26 protein-coding genes are annotated in these 21429 nt (G+C 72.8%); 9 read left to right on the top strand and 17 right to left on the bottom strand.

Going from position 1 to position 21429, the window contains the following annotated elements; translation table 11 throughout:
* Positions 1-3 precede the first annotated feature (3 nt).
* The 3 genes from ACQKM2_RS13525 to ACQKM2_RS13515 all read right to left on the bottom strand — a co-directional run bounded on the left by ACQKM2_RS13525 (position 4) and on the right by ACQKM2_RS13515 (position 2338).
* Positions 4-912 carry a TIGR03619 family F420-dependent LLM class oxidoreductase gene (locus ACQKM2_RS13525; protein ID WP_427709240.1) on the bottom strand — a complete coding sequence of 303 codons (909 nt, stop codon included), beginning with the start codon at positions 910-912 and terminating at the stop codon, positions 4-6.
* A 79-nt stretch (positions 913-991) separates the two neighbouring features.
* The gene (locus ACQKM2_RS13520; protein WP_427709238.1) at positions 992-1678 is read right to left on the bottom strand and encodes a hemerythrin domain-containing protein; all 687 of its coding nucleotides are present in this window, start codon (positions 1676-1678) and stop codon (positions 992-994) included.
* 159 nt (positions 1679-1837) lie between these two features.
* Positions 1838-2338 (bottom strand): MarR family winged helix-turn-helix transcriptional regulator, encoded by a 501-nt coding sequence (locus tag ACQKM2_RS13515; protein ID WP_427709236.1) that lies wholly within the window; start codon positions 2336-2338, stop codon positions 1838-1840.
* A 68-nt stretch (positions 2339-2406) separates the two neighbouring features.
* On the opposite strand from ACQKM2_RS13515, the gene ACQKM2_RS13510 reads away from it, so the two are divergent.
* From ACQKM2_RS13510 to ACQKM2_RS13475, 8 genes are all read left to right on the top strand, one after another.
* A complete protein-coding gene (locus ACQKM2_RS13510) occupies positions 2407-3135 on the top strand; it encodes a hypothetical protein (RefSeq protein ID WP_427709234.1) in 729 nt (242 codons plus the stop codon).
* Between the two features lie 5 nt (positions 3136-3140).
* Positions 3141-3986 (top strand): SGNH/GDSL hydrolase family protein, encoded by an 846-nt coding sequence (locus ACQKM2_RS13505; RefSeq protein WP_427709232.1) that lies wholly within the window; start codon positions 3141-3143, stop codon positions 3984-3986.
* Between the two features lie 334 nt (positions 3987-4320).
* Complete coding sequence (locus ACQKM2_RS13500) at positions 4321-4980, top strand: response regulator (protein WP_427709230.1); 660 nt, start codon at positions 4321-4323, stop codon at positions 4978-4980.
* A 158-nt stretch (positions 4981-5138) separates the two neighbouring features.
* Positions 5139-6230 (top strand): sensor histidine kinase, encoded by a 1092-nt coding sequence (locus ACQKM2_RS13495; protein ID WP_427709228.1) that lies wholly within the window; start codon positions 5139-5141, stop codon positions 6228-6230.
* Positions 6231-6433: 203 nt separating this feature from the next.
* Complete coding sequence (locus ACQKM2_RS13490; RefSeq protein WP_427709226.1) at positions 6434-7240, top strand: hypothetical protein; 807 nt, start codon at positions 6434-6436, stop codon at positions 7238-7240.
* Between the two features lie 37 nt (positions 7241-7277).
* Positions 7278-7550, top strand: coding sequence for a hypothetical protein (locus ACQKM2_RS13485; RefSeq protein WP_427709224.1), 273 nt, complete (start codon positions 7278-7280; stop codon positions 7548-7550).
* 127 nt (positions 7551-7677) lie between these two features.
* Positions 7678-7932 carry a hypothetical protein gene (locus ACQKM2_RS13480; RefSeq protein WP_427709222.1) on the top strand — a complete coding sequence of 85 codons (255 nt, stop codon included), beginning with the start codon at positions 7678-7680 and terminating at the stop codon, positions 7930-7932.
* Positions 7933-8101: 169 nt separating this feature from the next.
* Positions 8102-8713, top strand: coding sequence for an SMI1/KNR4 family protein (locus ACQKM2_RS13475; protein WP_427709220.1), 612 nt, complete (start codon positions 8102-8104; stop codon positions 8711-8713).
* Between the two features lie 3 nt (positions 8714-8716).
* On the opposite strand, the gene ACQKM2_RS13470 is transcribed toward ACQKM2_RS13475, so the two are convergent.
* The 11 genes from ACQKM2_RS13470 to ACQKM2_RS13420 form a co-directional block, all read right to left on the bottom strand.
* Positions 8717-9439 (bottom strand): class I SAM-dependent methyltransferase, encoded by a 723-nt coding sequence (locus tag ACQKM2_RS13470; protein ID WP_427709218.1) that lies wholly within the window; start codon positions 9437-9439, stop codon positions 8717-8719.
* Between the two features lie 164 nt (positions 9440-9603).
* The gene (locus ACQKM2_RS13465; RefSeq protein ID WP_427709216.1) at positions 9604-10071 is read right to left on the bottom strand and encodes a glycine-rich domain-containing protein; all 468 of its coding nucleotides are present in this window, start codon (positions 10069-10071) and stop codon (positions 9604-9606) included.
* Between the two features lie 171 nt (positions 10072-10242).
* Complete coding sequence (locus tag ACQKM2_RS13460) at positions 10243-11091, bottom strand: helix-turn-helix domain-containing protein (RefSeq protein WP_427709215.1); 849 nt, start codon at positions 11089-11091, stop codon at positions 10243-10245.
* An 18-nt stretch (positions 11092-11109) separates the two neighbouring features.
* On the bottom strand, positions 11110-11634 hold the full coding sequence (locus ACQKM2_RS13455) for a DUF6879 family protein (protein WP_427709213.1): 525 nt from the start codon (positions 11632-11634) through the stop codon (positions 11110-11112).
* Positions 11588-11869, bottom strand: coding sequence for a hypothetical protein (locus tag ACQKM2_RS13450; RefSeq protein WP_427709211.1), 282 nt, complete (start codon positions 11867-11869; stop codon positions 11588-11590). The genes ACQKM2_RS13455 and ACQKM2_RS13450 overlap by 47 nt, the downstream gene beginning before the upstream one ends.
* 121 nt (positions 11870-11990) lie before the next feature.
* Positions 11991-12557 carry a hypothetical protein gene (locus ACQKM2_RS13445; protein ID WP_427709209.1) on the bottom strand — a complete coding sequence of 189 codons (567 nt, stop codon included), beginning with the start codon at positions 12555-12557 and terminating at the stop codon, positions 11991-11993.
* 83 nt (positions 12558-12640) lie between these two features.
* Positions 12641-13366 carry a peptidylprolyl isomerase gene (locus ACQKM2_RS13440; protein WP_427709207.1) on the bottom strand — a complete coding sequence of 242 codons (726 nt, stop codon included), beginning with the start codon at positions 13364-13366 and terminating at the stop codon, positions 12641-12643.
* 76 nt (positions 13367-13442) lie between these two features.
* The gene (locus ACQKM2_RS13435) at positions 13443-14726 is read right to left on the bottom strand and encodes a sensor histidine kinase (protein WP_427709205.1); all 1284 of its coding nucleotides are present in this window, start codon (positions 14724-14726) and stop codon (positions 13443-13445) included.
* Between the two features lie 16 nt (positions 14727-14742).
* Positions 14743-15507, bottom strand: coding sequence for a two-component system response regulator CseB (gene cseB / locus ACQKM2_RS13430; RefSeq protein ID WP_427709203.1), 765 nt, complete (start codon positions 15505-15507; stop codon positions 14743-14745).
* Between the two features lie 39 nt (positions 15508-15546).
* The gene (locus tag ACQKM2_RS13425) at positions 15547-16434 is read right to left on the bottom strand and encodes an endonuclease/exonuclease/phosphatase family protein (RefSeq protein WP_427709377.1); all 888 of its coding nucleotides are present in this window, start codon (positions 16432-16434) and stop codon (positions 15547-15549) included.
* 315 nt (positions 16435-16749) lie between these two features.
* On the bottom strand, positions 16750-18087 hold the full coding sequence (locus ACQKM2_RS13420; protein WP_427709202.1) for a PLP-dependent aminotransferase family protein: 1338 nt from the start codon (positions 18085-18087) through the stop codon (positions 16750-16752).
* An 87-nt stretch (positions 18088-18174) separates the two neighbouring features.
* Between ACQKM2_RS13420 and ACQKM2_RS13415 the strand changes: the two genes are divergently transcribed.
* The gene (locus ACQKM2_RS13415; protein ID WP_427709200.1) at positions 18175-18798 is read left to right on the top strand and encodes a DJ-1/PfpI family protein; all 624 of its coding nucleotides are present in this window, start codon (positions 18175-18177) and stop codon (positions 18796-18798) included.
* Positions 18799-18846: 48 nt separating this feature from the next.
* Here ACQKM2_RS13415 and ACQKM2_RS13410 read toward each other — a convergent pair whose 3' ends face one another.
* The 3 genes from ACQKM2_RS13410 to ACQKM2_RS13400 form a co-directional block, all read right to left on the bottom strand.
* A complete protein-coding gene (locus ACQKM2_RS13410; RefSeq protein ID WP_427709198.1) occupies positions 18847-19692 on the bottom strand; it encodes an aminoglycoside phosphotransferase family protein in 846 nt (281 codons plus the stop codon).
* A 194-nt stretch (positions 19693-19886) separates the two neighbouring features.
* Positions 19887-20483, bottom strand: coding sequence for an NADPH-dependent F420 reductase (locus ACQKM2_RS13405; RefSeq protein WP_427709196.1), 597 nt, complete (start codon positions 20481-20483; stop codon positions 19887-19889).
* Between the two features lie 70 nt (positions 20484-20553).
* Positions 20554-21372, bottom strand: coding sequence for an inositol monophosphatase family protein (locus tag ACQKM2_RS13400; protein ID WP_427709194.1), 819 nt, complete (start codon positions 21370-21372; stop codon positions 20554-20556).
* Between the last annotated feature and the right edge of the window lie 57 nt (positions 21373-21429).

Raw genomic sequence — 21429 nt, 5'->3', positions numbered from 1 at the left:
GCGCTAGGCCAGTTCCGCCGTGAACTCCGCGGCGAGGTCGAGGTACTCCTCGGGCGTGTCCGTGGTCAGCTGGAGGTCGACGAGCACCTCGTCGGTGTCCCGCGTGCACATCACCGCGAGGTGGTCGCAGAGCTGGCGGACGGTGCCGCGGAAGTGGGTCTCCCCCGGGTCCGCGTCCGCCGTGGTGACCTCGGGGTTGAGCCGGAACACGCGGCGCAGCGCCGCCGGGTCCCGGCCGGCCCGCTCGGCGGCCTCGGCGGCGACGGCCCACAGCCCCTGGAGGTGGGGCAGCGGCATCGACGCCGCGAGCCAGCCGTCGGCGCGCCGGCCGACCCGCTCCAGGGCGTACGGGGTGAAGCCGCCGAGCAGGACCGGGGGCCTCGGGCTCTGGAGGGGCTTGGGCAGGACGGTCGACTCGGGGATCGTCCACAGGGGGCCGGTGTGGGCGACCCGTTCGGAGCGCCAGACGGCGTCGAGGACGTCGAGGGTCTCCTCCAGCCTGGCGCCGCGGCCCTGCCAGGGCACTCCGGCGGCCGTGTACTCCTCGCGCATCCAGCCGAGCCCGATGCCGACGTCGAGGCGGCCGTGGCTGATCAGGTCGAGGGTCGTCAGCGCCCGGGCGAGCACCAGGGGCGGCTGCCACAGGGCGTTGAGGGTGCTGCTGCCCAGGCGGACCCGTTCGGTGACGGTGGCCGCCAGGCCCAGGGCGAGCAGCGGGTCGAGGTGGGTGGCGTACCGGGCGGGCATCTCCTTCCCGCCGGGGTATCCCTCGGCGGGGGTGAGCGGTGCCAGGAGCCGGTCGGCCACCCAGAGGCTGTGGCAGCCCAGGTCCTCGAGCGCGACGCAGATCGCGGCGGTGCGGTCGGGGTCGGCGAAGGGGCCGAACTGGGGGACGGAGAATCCGATGCGCATCGGTGCGGGGTCCTCTATCGGTCTATCGGTGCGGGAGGGGCGGGGGGAGCGGGGGGAGCGGGCGGAGCGGGACGGTGCGTCAGGCGGCGGTGCCGCGGCCGCCGCGGATCCGGTCGGTCTCGCGGCGGTACTGCCGCTGCCCCAGCAGCCGCCACAGCACCCGGGCCGGAAGGGGCAGCCGGGCCATGAACTCCTCGCGTTCCTGAGGTGAGCTGTCCTCCAGGATGGCGCCCAGGGCGATCATCAGCCGGTTCTTCGGGGTCTCGGCCAGGCCCCGTTCGCCCACCGCCTGCCACTGCTCCTGGTTCACGTGGAGCGCGACCAGCGGCATGACCTCGCGTTCCTCCTCGTCGAGATGGGCGCACAGCTGCCGGTGGTGCCGGCGCAGGGCGTCGGAGAGTTCGTCGCGGTCGGCGGCCAGGGCCTGTGCCTGCCACCGGTCCATCAGCCGGTGCACCTCGGTGATCCCCTCGTCGAGCTCGCGGTGCTGCGCCTCCATCGCCAGGACCTGCTCGGCGTCGAGGTCCAGGTGGGGCAGGAGCACCGGCCAGAGCATCTCGTCCTCGCCGGTGTGGTGGGCGTGCAGGCCGACGGCGTACAGCCGCCAGTGCTCGGCGAGCACCCGGGCGCGGGCGGTGTCGGCGGGGCGGACATCCTGGACGAGCTCGGCGAGCAGGCGCGATTCGCGGCGGAACACCTGGTGGATCATCGCCATCTCGCGGGTGTAGGCGTGGACGGTGGGTTCGGGGGCGTTGCTCGAAGTCATGACCCCCACTCTGCGGACGCCTGTTGCAGCCCACTTGCAGCCGACTTGCCGTCGCCCGGCCGCTCCGCGTCGTCGTGGATGACGGGTCGGGTGCCGCGCACCCATGGTCCTCGCCGTCGGCCGCCGACCCCGCCCTTGTTCCCCGGACCGGTACGGGTCTCAGCCGCGGCCGCGGTAGCCGGGGTGGACTCCGGGCGTCAGCTGCTGTTCGGCGGCGATGCGTTCGAGCAGGCCGAGCAGGTGCGCGCGCTGCTCCGGGTCGAGGCCGGCGAGGAGGGCGTCCTCATGGGCCGCGGCCGCGCGGGAGACCGCGCCGAGGGTGCGTCCGCCCTCCGCCGTGAGGTGGAGTTCGTAGTTGCGGCGGTCCTCCGCACTGCGCCGCCGTTCGACGAGGCCCTTGCCCTCCAGGGTGTCGATGAGCGTGACGACACGGCTCGGTACGACGCCCAGGTCCTCGGCGAGGGCCCGCTGGCTGCGCCCCGGCTGCCCGGCGATCATGCGCAGCAGTCCGACGTCGGCCGGGGTCAGTCCCAGGTGGCCGACGCGTTCGGCGAAGCGTCCGGCGGCGTGCGCGCCGATCTGGGCGAGCAGGAACGCGGCCCCGCGCGGCCCGGCGGCCGGGGTGGGGCCCGTCGTATGCGGTTGCCGGGGACTGTTCACGCGTCTATCGTAAGCCACGGAAATGATTCTGACCGGTGAACGATTAACCTGAGAGAACGGATTGTGCCGTGACCTCCACCGCCGCGACCACCGCCAGCACCACCGCCACCGCGGGGACACGCAGCCGCCGCGACCCGCAGGCCGGGCCGCCGCCCGGCATCCTCGCCGTGGTCTTCACCGCCCTCTTCCTCGCCGGGCTCCTGCTCAGCATCCTCCTCGCGGACGGGCACCCCTTCCCCTCGCCCTTCGGCTCCACCGACACCGCGACCTCCTACTTCCGCGACCACACCGGTGCCGTCCGCGTGCTCGGAGCCCTCCAGTTCGCCGCCTCGGTGCCGCTCGCGATCTACGCGGCCACCGTCTCGGCGCGGCTGCACAAGCTCGGCGTCCGTGCCCCCGGCGCCACCATCGCCCTCGCCGGAGGCGTCCTCGCCGCGGCCTTCCTCGCGTGCTCCGGCCTGGTCACCTGGGTACTGTCGCGGCCCGAGGTCACCGCCCGCGGTGACCTCGTACGGGCCCTGCACTACCTGACCTTCGGGCTCGGCGGTCCCGCCCACGTCGTCCTGCTCGGCCTGCTGGTCGCCGGGATCGCCGTACCGGCGCTGCTCGCGGGCCTGCTCCCGCGCGCCCTCGCCGTGGCGGGCCTGGCCGTCGCGGCGGTCGCCGAACTGTCCACGCTGGTCCTGCTGGCCGACGGCGCCGCCCTGCTGCTGCCGATCGCCCGGTTCACCGGCCTGCTGTGGCTGGTCGCGGCCGGGTTCATGCTCCCGCGCCGCCGCGTCCGCACGGAGGGCTGACCGCCATGACGAGCACTGCGACCACCCCTGATCCGGCGGAACGGATGCTCCGCTTCCACCAGCCCGAGAAGGTCCTGCGCCACCTCGGCCCCACCCCCGACGAGGCCGCGCTGGCAGCCCTGTTCGGGCTCGACACGGCCGGCTACCGGGCGCGCCTGGACCGGTTCACGGCACGGAACCGGGCGGCCGCCGCCGCGCTCGCGGCCACGCCGGGAGCAGCCGCGCAGCCGGCCGCGCTGCCGTTCCGGCCCGGCGAGCACGTCGTGGCCGTCGGGGAGAGCTCCACCGCCGACCGGCTCTCCTGGTTCGAGATCCTGCGGCACCTGCTCCCCGAGCACGTCCGCTGCACCAACCTGGCCGTGTCCGGCAGTACGACGACCCAGGCCCTGGCGAACGTACCGATGCTCGCGTTCCAGCGGCCCGACTGGGTGCTGTGCATGCTGGGGGCGAACGACGTCCAGCGGCTGGACGGGGTCCCGCTCGTCGCCGCTGCCGAGACCCGCCGCGCCCTGCGGACCCTGCGCGACCTGACGGTCCGCCGCACCGGGGCCCGGTGGGTCTGGCTCACCCCGACCGGCATCGATCCCGACCGGGTCGTGCGCTACGTCCACTTCCGGCGGGCGGGCATCGGCTGGTCCGGAGCGGACCTCGACGCCGTCGCCGAACTCCTGCTCGCGGAACCCGAGGTCACGGTCGACACGCGAGCCGCCGCCCACGGCCACCTGGAGGACGACGGCGTCCACCTCACCCCGTCCGGCCAACAGCGCGTCGCGGCCGCCGTCCTCGACGCGCTGCGGCTCGCGGCGGCCCGGCCGCACGACGCCCCCGCCCCGCCGGATCCACGCCCGTGACCAGGCGGCCCGCCGACACCGCACGAACCCCACCGCCACCACCACCCTGAGCGTGATCGCGGTGAGCGCCCCTCCACCAGGCGGAGGGGCGCTCGGGCCTACACCGTCACGCGAAGCGCTTGGTCTTGGGGAACTTCGCGGTGGTGTCGGCGTAGTACTCGCGGACCAGCCCGGCATCCCGCGGAGCGTGAAGACCCCGGGACGGCCACGACGGGGTGGTCGGGCGCCGGGCACGGCGGGCGGTGTGTCGCGCGGCACACTCGGGCGGGGCAACGCGCTGCGGCGGAATGCCGTCGTAGGCGGTAGCACACGTACATGGGGCGGGGAACAAGCTGTGATTCGAGTCGCGGTCGTGGACGACGAGCCGGTGGTCCGGGCGGGGCTGCGGCTGATCCTGGACTCCGCTGACGACATCAGGGTGGTGGCCGAGGCCGGGGGCGTCGGCGCGGTGGAGAGCGTGCGGTCCCATCGCGTGGACGTGCTGCTGCTGGACATCCGGATGCCGGGCGTGGACGGGATGTCCGTGCTCCGCCGGACCGTCGGCGCACCGGGGGCTCCGGTCGTGGCCATGCTCACCAGTTTCGGGCTGGAGGAGTACGTCGAAGAGGCGCTGCGGGCCGGGGCGGCCGGGTTCCTGATGAAGAACTCCTCGCCGGAGCAGCTGGTCCACGCGGTGCGGACCCTCGCGGCCGGCGGCCGGGTACTGGCGCCCGAGGCGGCAGGACCCGTGATCGAGGGGTACCTCGCCTCGGGCCACGACGCCGAGGCGGTCGGGCTCGTGGGCCGGCTGAGCAGGCGTGAGCTCCAGGTACTGGCCCAGGTGGCCGCCGGCCACAACAACCTCGGCATCGCGCAGCGGATGCACCTGGCTCACGGCACCGTCAAGGACCACGTGAGTTCGGTGCTGACGAAGCTGGGCGGCCTCAACCGTGTCCAGGCCGCCGTCGTCGCCGACCGTGCGGGGCTGCTCGGGCCCGGGCGGGACCGGTCGTGATCGTGCGGATGCCGACGGGTCTGCGCGCCGGCCTCCCGGCCCTGCGCAGCAGGCCGGGTCCTGCTCCTGGCGCGACCGTCCCCGGCGCGTCGGTCGAGGACCATCACGCTTCGGCCGGCGGGCGTCCTGCCTGGAGCCTGGTGCCCGTTCTCGGCGCAATGGCCGATGCCCTCATCATCAACGTCCCCTCCCAGTCGGTCACCAGTCTGGCCCTCTCCCTGGCGTCCGCGACCTCGTTGCTCCTGCGCTACAGGGCCCCGGAGGTGGCCCTGCTCGTCACGCTGCCCGCGTACTGCCTCGGGTACCTCAACCTGGCACCGCTGATCGCGTTGTACTACGTGGCCGCCCGGCGCGGACCGGTGGTGGTGGGGTGGTCCGCGGCAGCGGTGACCGCCTTCCTCTACGGCCTCGTCTCCCCTGCCTCCGGCAACATCCCCCTCACGGTCGGCCTGGAGAACCTGGACGCGGCCTCTCCGCTGGAGTGCTGCGTCGGACCGGTCCTCGCCATCGTCATCGGCCGCTCCACACGGGCCCGACACGAGCAGCTGAGAGAAGCCCGGGCCCGCCGGGTGCTGGAGGAACGGCTGCACACCCAGCAGGTGCTGAACGCCGAACGCAGCCGGCTGGCACGGGAGATGCACGACACGGTCTCCCACAAGATCAGCCTGATCAGCCTGCGGGCCGGGGCACTCCAGGTCGCCCGGCCCGAAAGCGTGAACGTCCACGACAGTGCCCGGCAGATCCAGCGGCTGGCCGCGCAGACCGTCACCGAACTCCACGGCCTGCTCCACATGCTGCGGACCGCCGAGGGCGCCGGGGCCGGGCCACCGCCGGCGCCAGGGTTCGCGAGCCTCGGCGAGCTGGTGGGGGACAGCGGCCTGGCCGTCCGCCTCGACCTCCCCGGCGCCTGGCCGCACGCGTCGCGCGAGGTCGAGGGCGCCGTCTACCGCACGGTCCAGGAAGCCCTGACCAACGTCCGCAAGCACGCTGCCGGATCCCCCGTGGAGGTGGCCGTCACGGCCGACGGCCACGGCCTGCACGTCAGGGTCCGCAACGGACCCCCTGGACCCCCTGGACCTCCTGCTGACGACGCACGCCCCCTTCCCATCCCCGGAAGCGGCCAGGGCCTCACCGGGCTGGCGGAACGCGCCCGCCTCCTCGGCGGCACCCTGACCGCCGGCCCCGCCCCCGACGGCGGTTACACCGTCACCGCGGTCTTCCCCCACGCGCACGAGGCACCCGCGCGGTGACCGCAGCGGAGCCCGCGGGGGGCGACGACGCCGGCGTCACGGCCCGGGGCAGGACCCGGAAACCCGCCGGTCGGCGGGGTGGGTACCGCCCTGCGGGGGGTACGGCGCGGGCCCGGCCGATCCGATGCTGGTGCGGACCGACGGCGCCGCGGCCCGGAGCGACTCCCCGCCAGGCGCCTGAACGACTCGTGTTGAGGAAATCCGTGTACAGAGCATCACTTCGCGGCGCGGCCGTGGCCGGCCTCGTGTCCGTATCCCTGGTCGGCGGCATGTCCTCCGCCGCCCTGGCCGACTCGAACCCGACCGGGGTCGAGCGCAGCGGGCAGGCGGTCGAGAAGGCCACCGGCACGGCCGGGCTCCTGGCTGCCGCCGTCCCGGGGAACAGCCTTCCGGCCAGCTCGGCGGGCGAGGTCTTCGTGGCGACGGGGACCGGTGAACGCGTCTCGATCGGCCTGCCCGAGACGAAGGACAGCGCCGGTGTCAGCACCGGCAGGGGCACCACGGTCTACCCCGACGCCGTGCCCGGCGCCGACCTCGCCGTGCAGGCCACCGCCGACGGGGCGCGGGCCCTGGTCGTCGTCAAGGACAAGAGCGCGCCCAAGGAGTACGGCTTCGACCTCGGGCTGCCCGCCGGCGCCGAGGTGAAGCAGCTGGCCGACGGCTCCCTCCTCGTGGTCAAGGACCGGATGCCGCTGGGCCTCCTCGACGCCCCGTGGGCCAAGGACGCCAACGGCGACCCCGTCGCCACCTCCTACCGGGTGGAAGGCAACCGCATCGTCCAGACGGTCGCCTTCGACGAGAACACCGCCTTCCCCGTGGTCGCCGACCCCAACTGGAAGGCGATCGCATCCGCCTTCCAGAAGATCGGCGGCTTCGCCAGGGCCGTCGGCGGCAAGTACGCCGACTTCCAGAAGTGGTTCGACAGCAAGCCCGCATGGGTCCGCTACCCCATCAAGGCCGTCATGCCCGGCCTGTCCTTGTATGACATCTGGTGGCACTTCAACCACTGACCCGGCCGAACACCATGGAAGGAGGGTTCGGACGGATATGAGCGAAGAGGCCGTCGAGAACGTGGCGACGGAGGGCACATGGGCCGTTCCCATGCTCGTGCTGTTCCCCTCCGGGCTCATCGTGATCATCACCGACCTGGCCGCTCCATGGCTCATCGGGGCCTGGATCTGCGTCGGCCTGGCGGTACTCCTGATCGCCACCGGATGGATCCAGGCCGTCCGCAACGGCCTCCGCCGGGCAACGGGCTGGACGACCTGCGCCGGGGTCCACCTCGTCCTCGCCTGGCAGGTGGTCCGGCTCCTGGCCTGAACGCGCCGCAGGAACAGCGCGGCCCGAGTCCGGCGGAGCGACCCTCGGTGGCCTGGCCGGCTCCATCCTGGGCATCGACAGCATCAGGAACAATTGCCGGTAGGCCGGGCAGGCAGAGGTGATGACAATGGGTAAACAAGAGACCACCGCGTTGATCACCCCCATGTCCTTGGAGGTGCAGCACGAGGCACTGGCGCTGGCAGCCGAAGGCCGCGCTTCCAAGGCCCTGTCGAGGATGCGGAAGGCGTCCGGACTCGGGCTCGTCGAAGCACGAGCCGCCCTGGACCTGATCCGGTCGGGCCGTGTACTGCCCGTCGACTACGCCAGGGCTCTGGAGAACCTACGCGCCCTGGAACCGGAACTGGCCGCTGCCGAAGGCTGACCAGCCTGGCCGCCCCTCTGCCCCTCGGTCCGGCCGAGGGGCAGAGGACAGCGTGAAGGCGCGCTCGGTGCCCGCGTGCCGGTGCCGGGTTCGGCGCCGGTGTCAGTGTCCCCGAGGAACAGACCCGTCACCTCACCGCTGTCAGCGGTGTGCGGCAGCATGGCGTGCCATGACCGCACACGTGAGTGAATCCTGGACGCGCATCGAGGACTGGCTGGCCGAGCACGCGCCGGCGAGCCGCGCCGCACTGGCACCGCCGGCAGATCCGGCCGACATCGCCGCGGCCGAACGCGTCATCGGCTCGCCGCTCCTGAAGCCCTTGGTCACGTCGCTGCTGCGGCACGACGGCTCGGCCGGTGAAGGGGTCACGCTGCTGCCCGGGTTCTACGCGCCGATGAGCGCGCGCGAGATCGCGGACGACTGGCGGCTCCTCACCCGCTACCACGACCGGACCATGCCGGAGGAAGAGGAAGCGGACGCCGACGACCACTTCCTGGGGAACGGGGCCGCTTTCGCCCTCTACGGGCACCCGGACTTCATCCCCGTCGCCCGGGACGTCACCGGGCGCCGCCTCGTGCTCGACCAGCGCACCTGGAGCGACCGTGGCCGGGTCCACGAAGCCGAGCCGGTGACAGGCCTCGTGCGGGTGGCGCACCAGGCGTGGACCTCGCTCCCGGCGCTCCTGGAGGGGACGGCCGATGCACTCGAAACGGGCCGGCCCCTGGGCGGCCACACGCCCGCGGTGGACGAACAGCGGCGGCTGCGCTGGGAGTTCGGGTGAGGTTCACCGGAAAGCGTCGGCGTCTCCCCGGCCCCGGCCGCTCCCCCGGCCGGGCGCGTCGGGGTCGCACCCGGCCGTCCTGGCGGTCACCAACAGGGTGCCCGGGGTCGCGTCGGGGGACGGAACGACCTCGGCCCGGACCTCGGTGAAGCCGTGGCGCTTGAGGAGGTCGGTCCACTGCGGCGGGGTGTGCTGCCACCGCAGGACGGTCAGTTCGCCCTCGCGGCCCTCCAGCCACCGGCCGCCCATACGTTGGGCGCCGTACTGGCCTGCTACGGGTTCGCGGTGGGAGAAGGCGAAGGTGCCGCCGGGGGCGAGGCGCTTGACGATGCGGGGGAACAGCTCGTCGGGGTCGGTGAACCAGACGGCGCCCCACGTGGAGTAGACGGCGTCCCACGGCCGCACGTCCCGGTCGAGGAAGGCGCAGGCTTCGGCGTGGACGAATTCCAGGCCCGGGACGTCGGTCCAGAACGCGCGGGCGCGGTCGACCTGGACCGGGGAGAAGTCCACGGCGGTCACCTGGATGCCGGCGCGGGCGAGGAAGGCGGCGTTCTCGCCCTCGGCCGGGCCGAGGTCCAGCGCGGTCTTCGGCGTGCCGAGGATCTCGGCACCGGGGCCGGTGTCCGGCAGGCCCGTCCAGTCGAAGCGGTCGGCTGCGGGGCGCTCGCGGTGGGGGCGGTACTTGTCCCAGTACTCGGCTGCGGTGCTGGGGGCGGCGCTGGACATGAAGGGTCCTCCGGGAGGGGTGGGGCATGTGGGGCGGCCGCCAAGCTACTCCCGTCGGGGTTCCGGTGGGGACAGAACGCATGAACTTGGATGTATGGGCATGAAAGGAGCCCGGAGGTGCGCGGGGCACCTCCGGGCGGGGCGGCCCTCACGGGCCTACGGGGTCAGTGGCACTTGGATCCGGGGTGGCACGGGCCGCACTTGGCGTAGTCGGCCTCCCACAGCTTCCAGTCCACCTCGAACCCGTTGTCGTGGATGATCTGCGCGGTCCGCTCCACCGACCCGTCGTACTTGAAGGCGATCTCGGGGACGTGCTCCAGGAACCGGCCGCCGAAGTGCTCTGCGCAGAACTCGCGGTAGTTCCTGGTGTCGAGGATGAACACGTGCACGGCGATGTCCACGATCCGGCCGCAGCACATCTCCAGCGGTGTCGGCCCGTCCCACTTCTCCATCGCGGTGATCAGGTACGACACCGCGGCGTGGAACAGGCGGGTGGCCATGACCTCGTCGAAGGGGTGGTCCCGCATCAGCAGGGTGACCTCGCGGTCCCACACCTCGGGGCTCACGTGGTCCCGGGGGTCGCGGTACCCGCCGGCGTCCTGCTTGGCCGGGGTGTCGAGCGTGATGGTCATGTGGTGCTCCTCTCGATCGTGATTCGAGTGGTGCGTGGTGCGGTGCTGCCCGCCCCGGGCCGTGGGGAGCCTGCGGCCCGCTCCGGAGCCGGTGGATTGATCCGGGGTGCGGGAACACCGTAGGGAGGCGGGGGAGCCGGGCTCAACGAAGTTGCGGGTAATTGCGGGAACTCACCCGAGTGCGCTGATCGCGGAGTCGACCAGGGCGCGGGCCTGGTCGCCGTAGACGGCCAGCTCGCGCAGCTCGTTGAACGCCTTGAGGTAGTCGGCGATCTCGCGGGGCTGGCGGACGTCGATCTCGGCGGTGAGCGTCTCGACGACCACGAGGTGCTCGTCGTAGGCGTAGAACGCCTCCAGGGGCCAGATGGTGCGCCGTGCGGTGAATGGGATGACCCCCAGCGAGACCGAGGGGAGCGGCATCACGGTGTGCAGGTGCCGGAGCTGGGCCGCCATGGTCGTGTTGTCGCCCTGGAGGTAGCGCAGCACGCACTCCTCGATGAGGACGACGAACCGGTGGCCGCCTTCGTAGAGGTAGCGGGACCGGGCGACGCGGGCCGCCACCGCCTCGCTCACATCGTTCGGGGTGCCCTGGAATTCGGTGATGGACTGCATCAGGGCGTTGGCGTAGGCGGGGGTCTGGAGGAAGCCGGGCACGACGTTGGAGACGTAGACGCGGCACATCCGGGCCTGGGCGTGCCGGGCGTTGAAGTCCTCCTGGGTGCGGCGCATGCCGTCGCGGTGCCGTCGGCGCCATTCGACGTACATGGAGTCGACCGCGCGGGCGGTGGCGATGAGGTCGGCCGCCTGGTCTTCGGCGTCGCAGGCGGAGCACCACGCCCTGATGTCCATGTCCGACGGGGCGGCCTCGCCCTTCTGGATGCGGGTGGTCTTGGCGGGGTGCCAGCCGCAGCGGGAGGAGAGCTCCTTGCCGCTGAGGCCGGCGTCCCGGCGCAGGTGCGTCAGCCGTACCGCGAGGGCTTCGCGGGCAGCCTGGGCGCTGGAGGAAGGGGACGCGGGCATGAGGCGGTGGGCCGGCGGTCAGACGTCGTACTCGTCGTGAGGGGTGGCGCGCTCCCACACCCTCTCGAAGGCGTCGGAGACCATCTTGACCACGGCTGGCTCCTCGACGAACTCGTGACCGGCCCAGTCGCCGTCACCGGTCCACCAGTGGAACATCACCAGGCGGCGGTCGATCAGCCACAGGTCGTTTCCCGGCAGCGCGATGTCGGACGCCTTTCGGCGCGGCAACCAGCGGACCCGCTCGCCGGCCTCGATGTTCAGCGGGGTGACGGCGTGCTCCCACCGGATGTAGTCGGTGACCGGCTCCGAGACGATCCGCGCCCGCCGCATGGCCACGCCGCGGCCCACGGTGTCGCGGACGATGCCGAGCCACTCGGGCCACCACCGGGCGGTGGGGTCGAGGTCGACCTTGCCGGTGCGTTTGAACTCCGCGAACTCCTCGGCCTCGTCGCCGACTCCGTAGCCGTCGCGCATCTCCAGGTGGACCGCGCTGTGCTCAGCCTTCTTCATCAGCGCGGCGAAGTCCGGAGCGTTCTGCGACATCACATGCCTCCCTCAGGATCGGAACCAGCCGGAACGGCACACGTACCGGGGTCTCGCCGTCGGGGATGCCGACCGCGTGTCCTGCGACCCATTCGGTCGACGCCGCCTCGGCCGTGCGGGCGGGGTCGAGGTTCCAGCCCTGGATCACGATTTCCTGCTGCTCCTCGTCGACCCAGACGGTTGGCGACCCCCCGCCGCCGGTGTTGGGGTCCATCCCGACGAACCGTAGCGCCATGGCGATCTCCCCTGTCCAGCCAGTTGCGGGTACTTGCGGACGACGCTGGACGAGCGCGCCGTGGCGGTCAAGGCCGCAGGACAGGATTGGCCCGATCCGGTTCCGGGCGGGCACAGCGGCCTCAGCCGTTCGGCGCCTCGAACGTCCGCACCGCCGTCCGGAAGGTTTCCCGACCGGGCCGAGCAGGGTTGATCAGCACCGCGAAGTCCGGCAGGGCTCCGGGAACGGGCCGCCCCGCCCCGTCCTGACTGCCGGGTTCGGCCTGCCAGTCGATCAGGTGGACGACCACGGCACAGCGGCCCTCGGGCACGGGGTGTTCGATCACACCGTCCGAGGCGTCGCCGCTGACGTCTTCGATGCCACCCAGCAGCGCGCGGCCGTGGCAGACGAAGAGGTAGGGCTGGGAGGCCACCAGCTGATGGGCTGTCTCCCGCTCGGTCAACCCGGCCGGGGCGGCCGCGGTGCCCGACCGGACCAGAACACGGAACGCGCCGTCGCCACCGACGTTGAGCGGGACCAGAGCGCCCGCCTCGATGTGACGGACGATGTCCTCGTCCTCCAGGAGTTCGTCCTCCCAGGTGTCGTCATCGACGACGGCCTCGAACCGCCGCGGATCCCACAGGACGAGCATTCCGGCATCCGTGGCCACCGTCGCCGGGGCCTCGTCAGGGGGCTGCTGAGCCGTCACTCGCTTCTCCGGTCATCTTGTCGGCCGTACTCGGACCACCTGATTCTCCCGGCAGAGACGACGACGCACCCTGCGGGGCCGCGTCAGTAGGGCCAGGACGGCCGGACGCGGAGCAGCTCGGTTCGCAGCGCGGGTGTGCCGTCGACCGGTGTCGGGTTCTCCGCGGTCGGCTCGATGCCTGCGGCGGCGACTTCGTCGAGTGTCGTCAGGCCGTCGGCGCCGACCGTGCCGAACACCGTGTAGTTCGGTCGCAGCGCGGAGTCGCCGTAGACGACGAAGAACTGTGAACCGTTCGTGTTCGGACCGGCGTTGGCCATCGCCAGCAGGCCTCGCCCGTAGAGGCGGCGCGCGCCGGTGGGATCGGTGGGTGCCGGCGGCAGGTCGACCGGCAGCTCGTCCTTGTACTTGTACCCGGGCCCGCCCTCACCGGTACCGGTCGGGTCGCCGCACTGCAGGACCTTCAGCGTCGGGTACGCCGTCAGACGGTGGCACACCGTGCGGTCGTAGAACCCGTGCCGTGCCAGGTGCAGGAAACTCTGGACCGTGCACGGCGCCTTGGCCCGGTCCAGGCGCAGCGGGAGCGGGCCCCGGCTGGTCGGGACGGCCATGTCGACCGTGCCGCGGCTGGGGGTGCGCCGCGGGTCGGGCGGCAGCGGAACGGGGCGCGCCGGCGGCTCGTCCGGGGTCTGGGTGTACTGGCAGGGTCCGTGCGTGGTGCGCGGCGGAGCGCCGTCGGAAGCGGTGGCGACGCTCCCCCCGGACACGACTAACGCCACGGCCGCGAATGCGCTGATCAGTGTTCGTTTCATCCCGCACGCCCTCTCGATGATCGCCAGGTGTTGGAGCGGTCGCAGTCTAGGGCGCGGGTCGGTCCACGGGAATGGCTCACTGCGCCGGCGGCTGGGACGGACCGGGTACGCCGTCCAGGTCGAGGGTGGCGACCGCGCCCCCCTCCGGAGCGTTCGCGAAGGCCAGCCCGGCGCCGAGGACGCCCGCCTGCCCGAGCGCGATGGTCAGCCCGAGCCCGTGGCCGCGCCCCCGCTCGGGGCTTCCCGTGCGGAAGCGCTGCGGGCCTTCCGTAAGCAACGTCGCGGGATAGCCGGGACCGTGGTCCCGTACGAGGATCCGCGCGCCCGTGGCGGTGGCGTCCACGGTGACTTCGACGGGGGCGGCTCCGTGCCGGTGGGCGTTGGTGACGAGGTTGGTCACGATCCGTTCCACCCGGCGCGGGTCGGTTTCCAGGGTCGTGGTGGCACGGACGGTCACGGTGGTCGGTGTCCCCGTGCGGCGGACGATGTCGGCGACCAGTTCGTCCAGCGGCACGGCGTCGGTCCGGGCCCGTTCGGCTCCGGCGTCGAGCCGGGAGATCTCCAGGAGGTCCTCGACCAGTCCGTTCAGGGCCCGGGCACGGTCCCGGACGAGGTCGGCCACCTCGTCGCCCTCCGGGAGGAGTCCGGCGGCGGTGGACAGCCCCATCAGCGGGGTGCGCAGTTCGTGCGCGACGTCCGCGGTGAAGCGGCGTTCGCCCTCCAGTTTGCGCTGCAGGGCCGCGGCCATCTCGTCCACGGCCGCCGACATCTCGGTGATCTCGTCACGGGCCCGGCCGCCCGGTCCGATCCGGGCGTCGAGGTCGCCGTCGGCGATGGCCCGGGCCGTGCGGGATCCCCGGCGCAGCCTGCGGTTCACCGGTTCGGTGGCCAGGGCGGCGAGCGGTACGACGACCAGGAGGGCGGCGAGCACGGCCTTGACGATGCTGCGGTCCAGGAGCTGGAGGCCGCGCACCTCGGAGCTCATGTCCGTCCGGGCGACGAGTACCCGGCCGCCGTCGACGGGCATGGCCGCCCACATCCAGTACCAGTTGGGGGGTTTGCGGTCGTTCCACGTCGCGTACAGAGCGGCCGGGTCCTTGGCGGCCAGCGCCCGCGCGAGCGGTGCGTCGAGCTGTTGCGGGGTGAGGACTTCGACGTCGAGCGGTGCGGTGCCCGTGCGGGTGTATTCGCGCTCCGCGGCTGCCAGGCGGGCGGAGAGGCGTTCGTCGCCGGTGCGGTCGCTTCGTTCGGCCATCGCCTGGTGGACGAGGACGCCGATCACGGCGGCCACCGCGCAGCAGGCGGCCGCGGTCAGGGCGGCGATCTTCCAGCGCAGGGCGCGCGGGTTGAAGAGGGCCATGGGTGCGGTCGGCCCCTCAGCCGCGGACGAGTTTGTAGCCGAAGCCCCGGACGGTCTCGATCCGCTCGGCTCCGATCTTCTTGCGCAGCCGCAGCACGCACAGGTCCACGACGCGGGTGTCGCCCTCCCAGCCGTAGTCCCACACGTCCCTCAGGAGACGCCGGCGGTCGAGCACGGCGCCGGGAGCCGCCGCGAACTCCAGCAGCAGCCGCAGCTCGGTGGGGGTCAGCGGAACGGGGCGTCCGCCCCGGCGTACCTCCAGACCGAGGGTGTTCACGGACAGGTCGCCGAAGACCAGCTCCCCGGGGGCCGTCGTCCCGGCATCCGCGGGGACGACCGCGGGAGTCGTCTCCGGTTCGGCGGGCCGGAAGGTGGCTCGGCGCAGCAGCGTCCGGATGCGGGCGACGAGGACGGGGGTGTCGACGGGTTTGACGACGTAGTCGTCGGCGCCCGCCTCCAGTCCGGACACCACGTCGAGGGCGTCGCCGCGCGCGGACATCATCAGGACCGGGACCAGGCTCTCCTCGCGGATCCGGCGGCACAGCCCGATGCCGTCGAGCTCGGGCAGCATCACGTCCAGGATCAGCAGGTCGTACCTGCCGGCCCGGAACGCCTCCAGGCCGTCGAGTCCGTCCGCGGCCACGGCGACCTGATAGCCGTACCGCTCCAGGGACAGCTGGACGGCGCGGCGGATGGTGGCGTCGTCCTCGACGACGAGGACGCTGACGGGGTCCGGGACCCGGGGTACCGACACGCCACCTACCTCCTCAGAAACGGACATTTGTTGAGTCCATCCTAGTCAGTGGGGTCTGCGGTGCGGTCACAGCCGGAGGGAGGCCGCGACGGGGAGGTGGTCGCTGCCGGTGGCGGGAAGGGTCCATGCGGAGGTCACGCCCATCCCCTTCACCAGGATCTGGTCGATGCGGACCACGGGGAACCGGGCGGGCCAGGTGAAGCCGAAGCCGGCGCCCGCCTCGCGCTGCGCGGAGGTCAGTTGGGAGGTCACCGGTCGCAGGGCCGAGTCCTGCTCCGTCCCGTTGAAGTCGCCCATCACGACGACCCGGGCCAGCGGCTCCGCCCGCACGGCCTCGGCCAGCTTCCGGGCCGCCTCGTTGCGGCGGGCGGTGGTGAATCCGGCGTCCGGGGTCACGCGTACCGAGGCGAGGTGCGCGGCGAAGACGGCAACCGGGCCGCCCGGGGTCTCGACGGTGGCCCGTACGGCACGCGTCCACGGCATGATCGGCACCGCTTCCACGCCGCTCAGGGGGTGCTTGCTCCACAGTCTGACGCCGAGGGTGTCGGAGCGGTACGGATAGCCGGCGGCGAGCTCGCGTTCGTAGGCGGGCGTGGCCTTCGAGGACATCTCCTCCAGGGCCAGCACGTCAGCGTCCGATGCGGCGAGCGCTCGCGCGGTCCGCGCCGGATCCGGGTTCTCCTCGTCCACGTTGTGACTGACCACGGTGAAGTTCCCGCCACCGGACCGCTCGGGCCGCTCGGACCGCTCGGACCGCTTGTCGGTGAGGGTCCCGCCGAAGAGGCAGCCCCAGACGGCCACGGGGGCCAGGACGGCGACGGCCGCGAGCCGGGAGCGACGTACCGCCGCCGCCAGGAGGAGGACGGGGATGCTCAGCCCGGCCCAGGGCAGGAAGGTCTGGAACAGGCTGCCGAGGTTGACGGCCCCGTTCGGGATCCAGGGGTGCAGGGCCATCGCCAGGGCCGCGCACACCGCGCCGGCGGCGGTCAGCCGGCCACGGCCGGTGGCCACGAGTGCGCGGAGGCGGCCGACGGGACGGGGCGGAAGCGGGCCGCCGGGCGGCTCCTCTTCCCCAGTGGCCTCGGAACGGTAAGGGGTGCTCAGCACGGCAACTGCCTTCCGGTGTCGCGTACGCCGGTGATCGGGTACGGGAACAGCCTCGAAGACGCGCGCTTCCGGGGCGTGAGGGGAGCCCTTCGGGGGCCGCGCAGTTGCGTTTCAGCTGGGTATCGGTCCTGCGGAGGGACGGGCGAAGCGCGGGAACGGCCGTCAGGCGTAGGCGTCCTCGGTGGCGACCCGGCGCACCGTGCGCAGCGCCGACCGGAGACCGTCCAGGTCGGTGGAGCCCAGGGCGAGGCGGATCGCCTGTGGTGTGTGCGTCGAGGTGGTGAACGGCTCCGCCGTGGTGACCGAGATGTGCCGGCGCGCGAGGGTGGCGGTCAGGCGGTCGGCGCGTGCGTCGTCGGGCAGCGGGAGCCAGGTGAAGTAGGACGAGGGGTGACCGATGAGCGGGAGGCCCGCCAACTCCTGGCTGACGATGGCCTGGCGCGTCTTGGCGTCGGCGCGTTTCTGCGCCTCCAGGTGGTTCACCGTGCCGTCGTCGAGCCAGCGGCAGGCGATGGCGGTGGTGAGGGCGGGGGTGTTCCAGGTGGTCGCCCGGATGGCGCGTTCGAGCGAGGGCACCAAGGGTTGCGGGGCGAGGACGAAGCCGACCCGCAGCCCGGTGGCGATGCTCTTGGACAGTCCGGAGACGTAGACGGTGATGTCCGGCGCGGTGGCGGCCAGAGGCGGTGGAGGGGCCTCGACCAGGTAGGCGTACGAGGCGTCCTCGATGATGAGCGGACCGTACTGTCGGGCGATCCTGATCAGGCGGTTGCGGTCGGTTGCCGGCATGACCCAGCCCAGGGGGTTGTGCAGGGTGGGCATGGTGTAGATCGCGCGCACCGGGCGGGTCGCGCAGAGTCTCTCCAGGGCATCGAGATCCGGTCCGTCGGCGGTGGTGGGGACGGGCTCCAGGTCGAGTTGGAAGGCGTGCGCGAGCACCTTGAAGCCCGGGTAGGTGAGTGCGTCGACCGCGACGACGTCGCCGGCGCTCAGCGTGGCCATGATGGTGATGGCCAGGCCGTGCTGGGCGCCGCCCGCGATGAGGACCTGCTCCGGGTCGGCGGTGATCCCGCGGAGTCCGAGGTGTCGTGCGATGGAGGCCCTGTCCTGTGGACGCCCCCGGTGCGGCTGGTAGCGCAGCAGCGAGTCGAGATCACCGGAGGTGGCGACCTCGCGCAGGGCCTGCCGCAGGAGATCGGCCTGGCCGGGCAGTGACGGGTAGTTGAAGTTGAGGTCGACCGCGTCCGCGGCGACGGGCTGCTGATCGATGCCGTGGCCGGCGGGGACCGCGATGTCACGGACGAACGTGCCGCGGCCCTGTTCCCGGCTCACCAGGCCCATCGCTTCCAGCTCGGCGTACACCCGGGTCGCGGTCACCACGGCGATGCCCTCGCGGGCGGCGAGCTCGCGGTGGGTCGACAGCCTCGCCCCCGGGCTGAGGCGCCCGGTCCGGATGTCGGACGCCAGCGCGTCGACCAGCTTCTTGTACCGCGGAGCTGCCATGCGCCGGATTGTATCCATGACAATTCTTTGGCTGTCCTGCGCGCGGTTCCTTACCGTCAGGCCACCCATCCGGAAAGGACACCCGTCGTGCACATCGCCATCCTCACCTTCGAGGGCTACAACGAACTCGACTCCCTGATCGCGCTCGGTGTGCTCAACCGCATCAAGTCCGACGACTGGCGCGTCACCATCGCGACCCCCAGCCCCAAGGTGACGTCGATGAACGGGGTGGTCATCGAGCAGATGTCCACGCTCGAGGAGGCCTGCGAGGCCGACGCCGTCATCGTCGGCAGCGGCATCGCCACCCGCGAGGTCACCGAGGACCCGGCGATCATGAACGTCCTGCGGGGCCTGGACCCCTCACGCCAGCTCATCGCGGCGCAGTGCTCCGGCGCGCTCGTGCTGGCCAGGCTCGGCCTGCTCGACGACGTCCCCGCCTGCACCGACCTCACCACCAAGCCGTGGGTCGTCGCCGCCGGCGTCGAGGTCCTCAACCAGCCCTTCTACGCCAAGGGCAACGTCGCCACCGCCGGCGGCTGCCTGGCCTCGCAGTACCTCGCAGCCTGGGTCATCGCCCGCCTGGAGGGGAAGGACGCGGCCGAAGACGCGCTGCACTACGTCGCCCCCGTCGGCGAGAAGACGGAATACGTCGAGCGCGCCTGGCGCAACATCGCCCCGTACCTGACCGCTCCCGCACCGGCGCTCGTCTGACCGACCGGTCGCACCGGGCAGGAGCGTTCGATACGGCCCCGCGACGAGTCAGCCGAGCAGTGCCTGGGTGATCTGCCGGGTGGTCTGGGCCGCGACGCGCGGGACCGTCGCGGCGTAGGCGGTGTGGGCGCTCAGGCCGGTGGCCAGGGCCCAGCCGCGGCCGCGGGTCCAGGCGGCGGCGTCCAGGGCGAGTGCCTGCCGGAAGACCGGGCGGGTCCGCGGGGTGAGCAGGGTGAAGGCGATGGTCAGGTCCACCGCCGGGTCTCCGACGGCCAGTTCGCCGAAGTCGATCACGGCGCTGAGCCGGCCGTCCCTGGTGAGCAGGTTGCCGGTGTGCAGGTCGCCGTGGCACCAGACCCTCGGGCCGGCCCAGCCCGGGGCGTCGAGGGCGGCGTCCCACAGCCGGGTCATCGCGTCGGCGTCGAAGACGTCCGCCGACGCGGCGATGGCGGCCCGGGTGTCCCGGTCGCGGTCGGCCAGCGGGGCCGCCTCGGCTGCCGGACCGGCGGTACCGAGGCCCGCGGGAGGACCGTACCCGACCGGGATGCGGTGCAGGGCGCCGAGGAATCCGGCCAGTTGGCGGGCGGCGGTGCGGGATTCGCCGAGCGCCTCGACCGTGGCGGTCGCGCCCGGGATCCAGCGGGTGACCGCCCAGTGCCAGGGGTACCCCTCCCCCGGCCGGCCCACCGCCACCGGCTGCGGGACGGCGAGCGGCAGGCGGGGGGCGAGCCGGGGCAGCCAGCGGGCCTCCTTGTCCGCCTGGCCGGCCGCGTCGGCGTGCCGGGGCAGCCGTACGGAGAGGTCCTCGCCGAGACGGTGGATCACGTGGTCGGACCCTGCGGGCTCGACGGGGCGCAGCGGCAGCCCCGCCCAGTGCGGGAACTGCGCGTCCACGAGCCGGCGGACCAGTGCCGTGCCGATCTCGGGGCGGATGGGTGCCGTCAGGGTTGCCTCCGAAGCTGGGCCCGCTCGGTGCGGCGGGCGGCCGACCCATCACACCGCCGGCGGCCTCGTCCTGTCCAGTGGGTTTCCCGGCGCGGGGCCGGCCGACAGGGTACGGAGGCCGTCCGCGGCGGTGCGGTGGGCGGTCAGCGGGCGATGGTGAGCGCGAAGGGTGCGAGGCCGCCGGAGCGGATGACGTGGGGCACGAACAGGATCGCGGCCTCCGTGGCGCGGGCGGTTTGGATTCCGCCCAGGTCGGTGATCCACTCCTTCCGCCAGCCGAGGTCGGTGAGCAGTTCGTGGACGGTCTGCTTGGCGTGCGGGTCCTCGCCGGAGAGGAACGCGGTCGGCGGCCGGGTGAGCATGGCCGGTGCGGTCATCACCGGGAAGAGCATGGTGTTGAGGGTCTTGACGACGTGGGTGTCGGGGAGGGCTTCCTGGAGTTGCTCGGCGAGGCTGGAGCCGGGGAGGAGGAGGTCGGCGGGCAGCCCGTCCGGGCCGTCGGTGGTGGCGTTCGAGACGTCGACGAGGATCTTGCCGCGGAGTTCCTCGCGCAGGGCGGTGAGGCGTTCCAGTGAGCCGGCGCCGGGTGTGGCGTTGATGACGATCCGGGCGGTGCGGGCGGCGTCGGCGGCGGCGCCCGGCGTGCGGTCCGCCACGGTGACCTGGTGCCCTGTCCGGGTGAGGGCGGTGGCCAGGTTGCCGCCGACGCGGCCGTTTCCGAGTACTGCGATCTTCTTCATGGCGATTCGCTCCTCTTGGTTCTTCTTGGTTCTTCTTGGTTGCTCTTGGTCTTCCGGTACTCGTCAGGGGTCAGCGGGAGAGCGTCGCGACGGCTTCGGCGTGGACGCCGGGTGCGGCGGCCAGGAAGCTGTCGCTCCGCGGGGTCCAGGGGTTGCCCTCGGCGTCGGAGATCCGTCCGCCGGCCTCCAGGACGAGCAGCGCGCCGGGGAGCAGATCGGCGCGGGCCCCGGCGAACTGCCAGAAGGCGTCGGTCCGGCCGGCGGCCACGTCCACCAGGTGCAGGGTCGCGGGGACGGCGGTGCGGACGACGAGTGCGTCGAAGAGCATCGCGGTGATCGAGGAGCCGACGCGCCGCACGACCTCCTCGTCCTCGTCCGGCCGGGCCTGGCTGGTGGCGACGATGCCCAGGCCGAGGTCCGCGGTGTGGGAGACGCGCAGGGCCCGGCCGTCGAGGTGGGCTCCCGCTCCGCTGAGCGCGGTGTAGGTCTCGCCGGTCAACGGCAGGTGGACCACGGTGAGTACCGGCTGGTTCTCGCGCACGAGGGTGGCGGTGACCGCCCATTCCGGCAGTGCGTGGAGGTGGTTGACGTTGCCTTCGGCCGGGTCCACGACCCACCATTCGCCGGGCGGCAGCGCGCCGCCGTCGAGTTCGTCCTCCACCCAGCCCGCGTCCGGGCGCAGCTGGGTGAGGCGGGGGCGCAGGATGTCGAGGGCCGTGTCGTCGTTGGCGGCGAGCGCGCGCATCAGCTCGTCGCGGGTCTGGTGGCGGACCACCTCGCCGAAGCGCTCGCGCAGCGCCGAACCGGCCGTGCGTACGGCGGTCACGGTGTGGGCGAGCAGGTCGGCGTCGGAGGTGGTGACGGCCTTGGTCCGGAGCGTTTCGGACATGGTGGTGCTCCTGTCGTGAGGTGGGGTTGGCGAGGTGGCGTCGGTCAGGGGCGTCGG

This window comes from Streptomyces sp. NPDC004126 (genome assembly GCF_050275515.1).
GTDB lineage: Bacteria > Actinomycetota > Actinomycetes > Streptomycetales > Streptomycetaceae > Streptomyces.
This window is presented reverse-complemented; position numbering and strand designations above follow the sequence as displayed.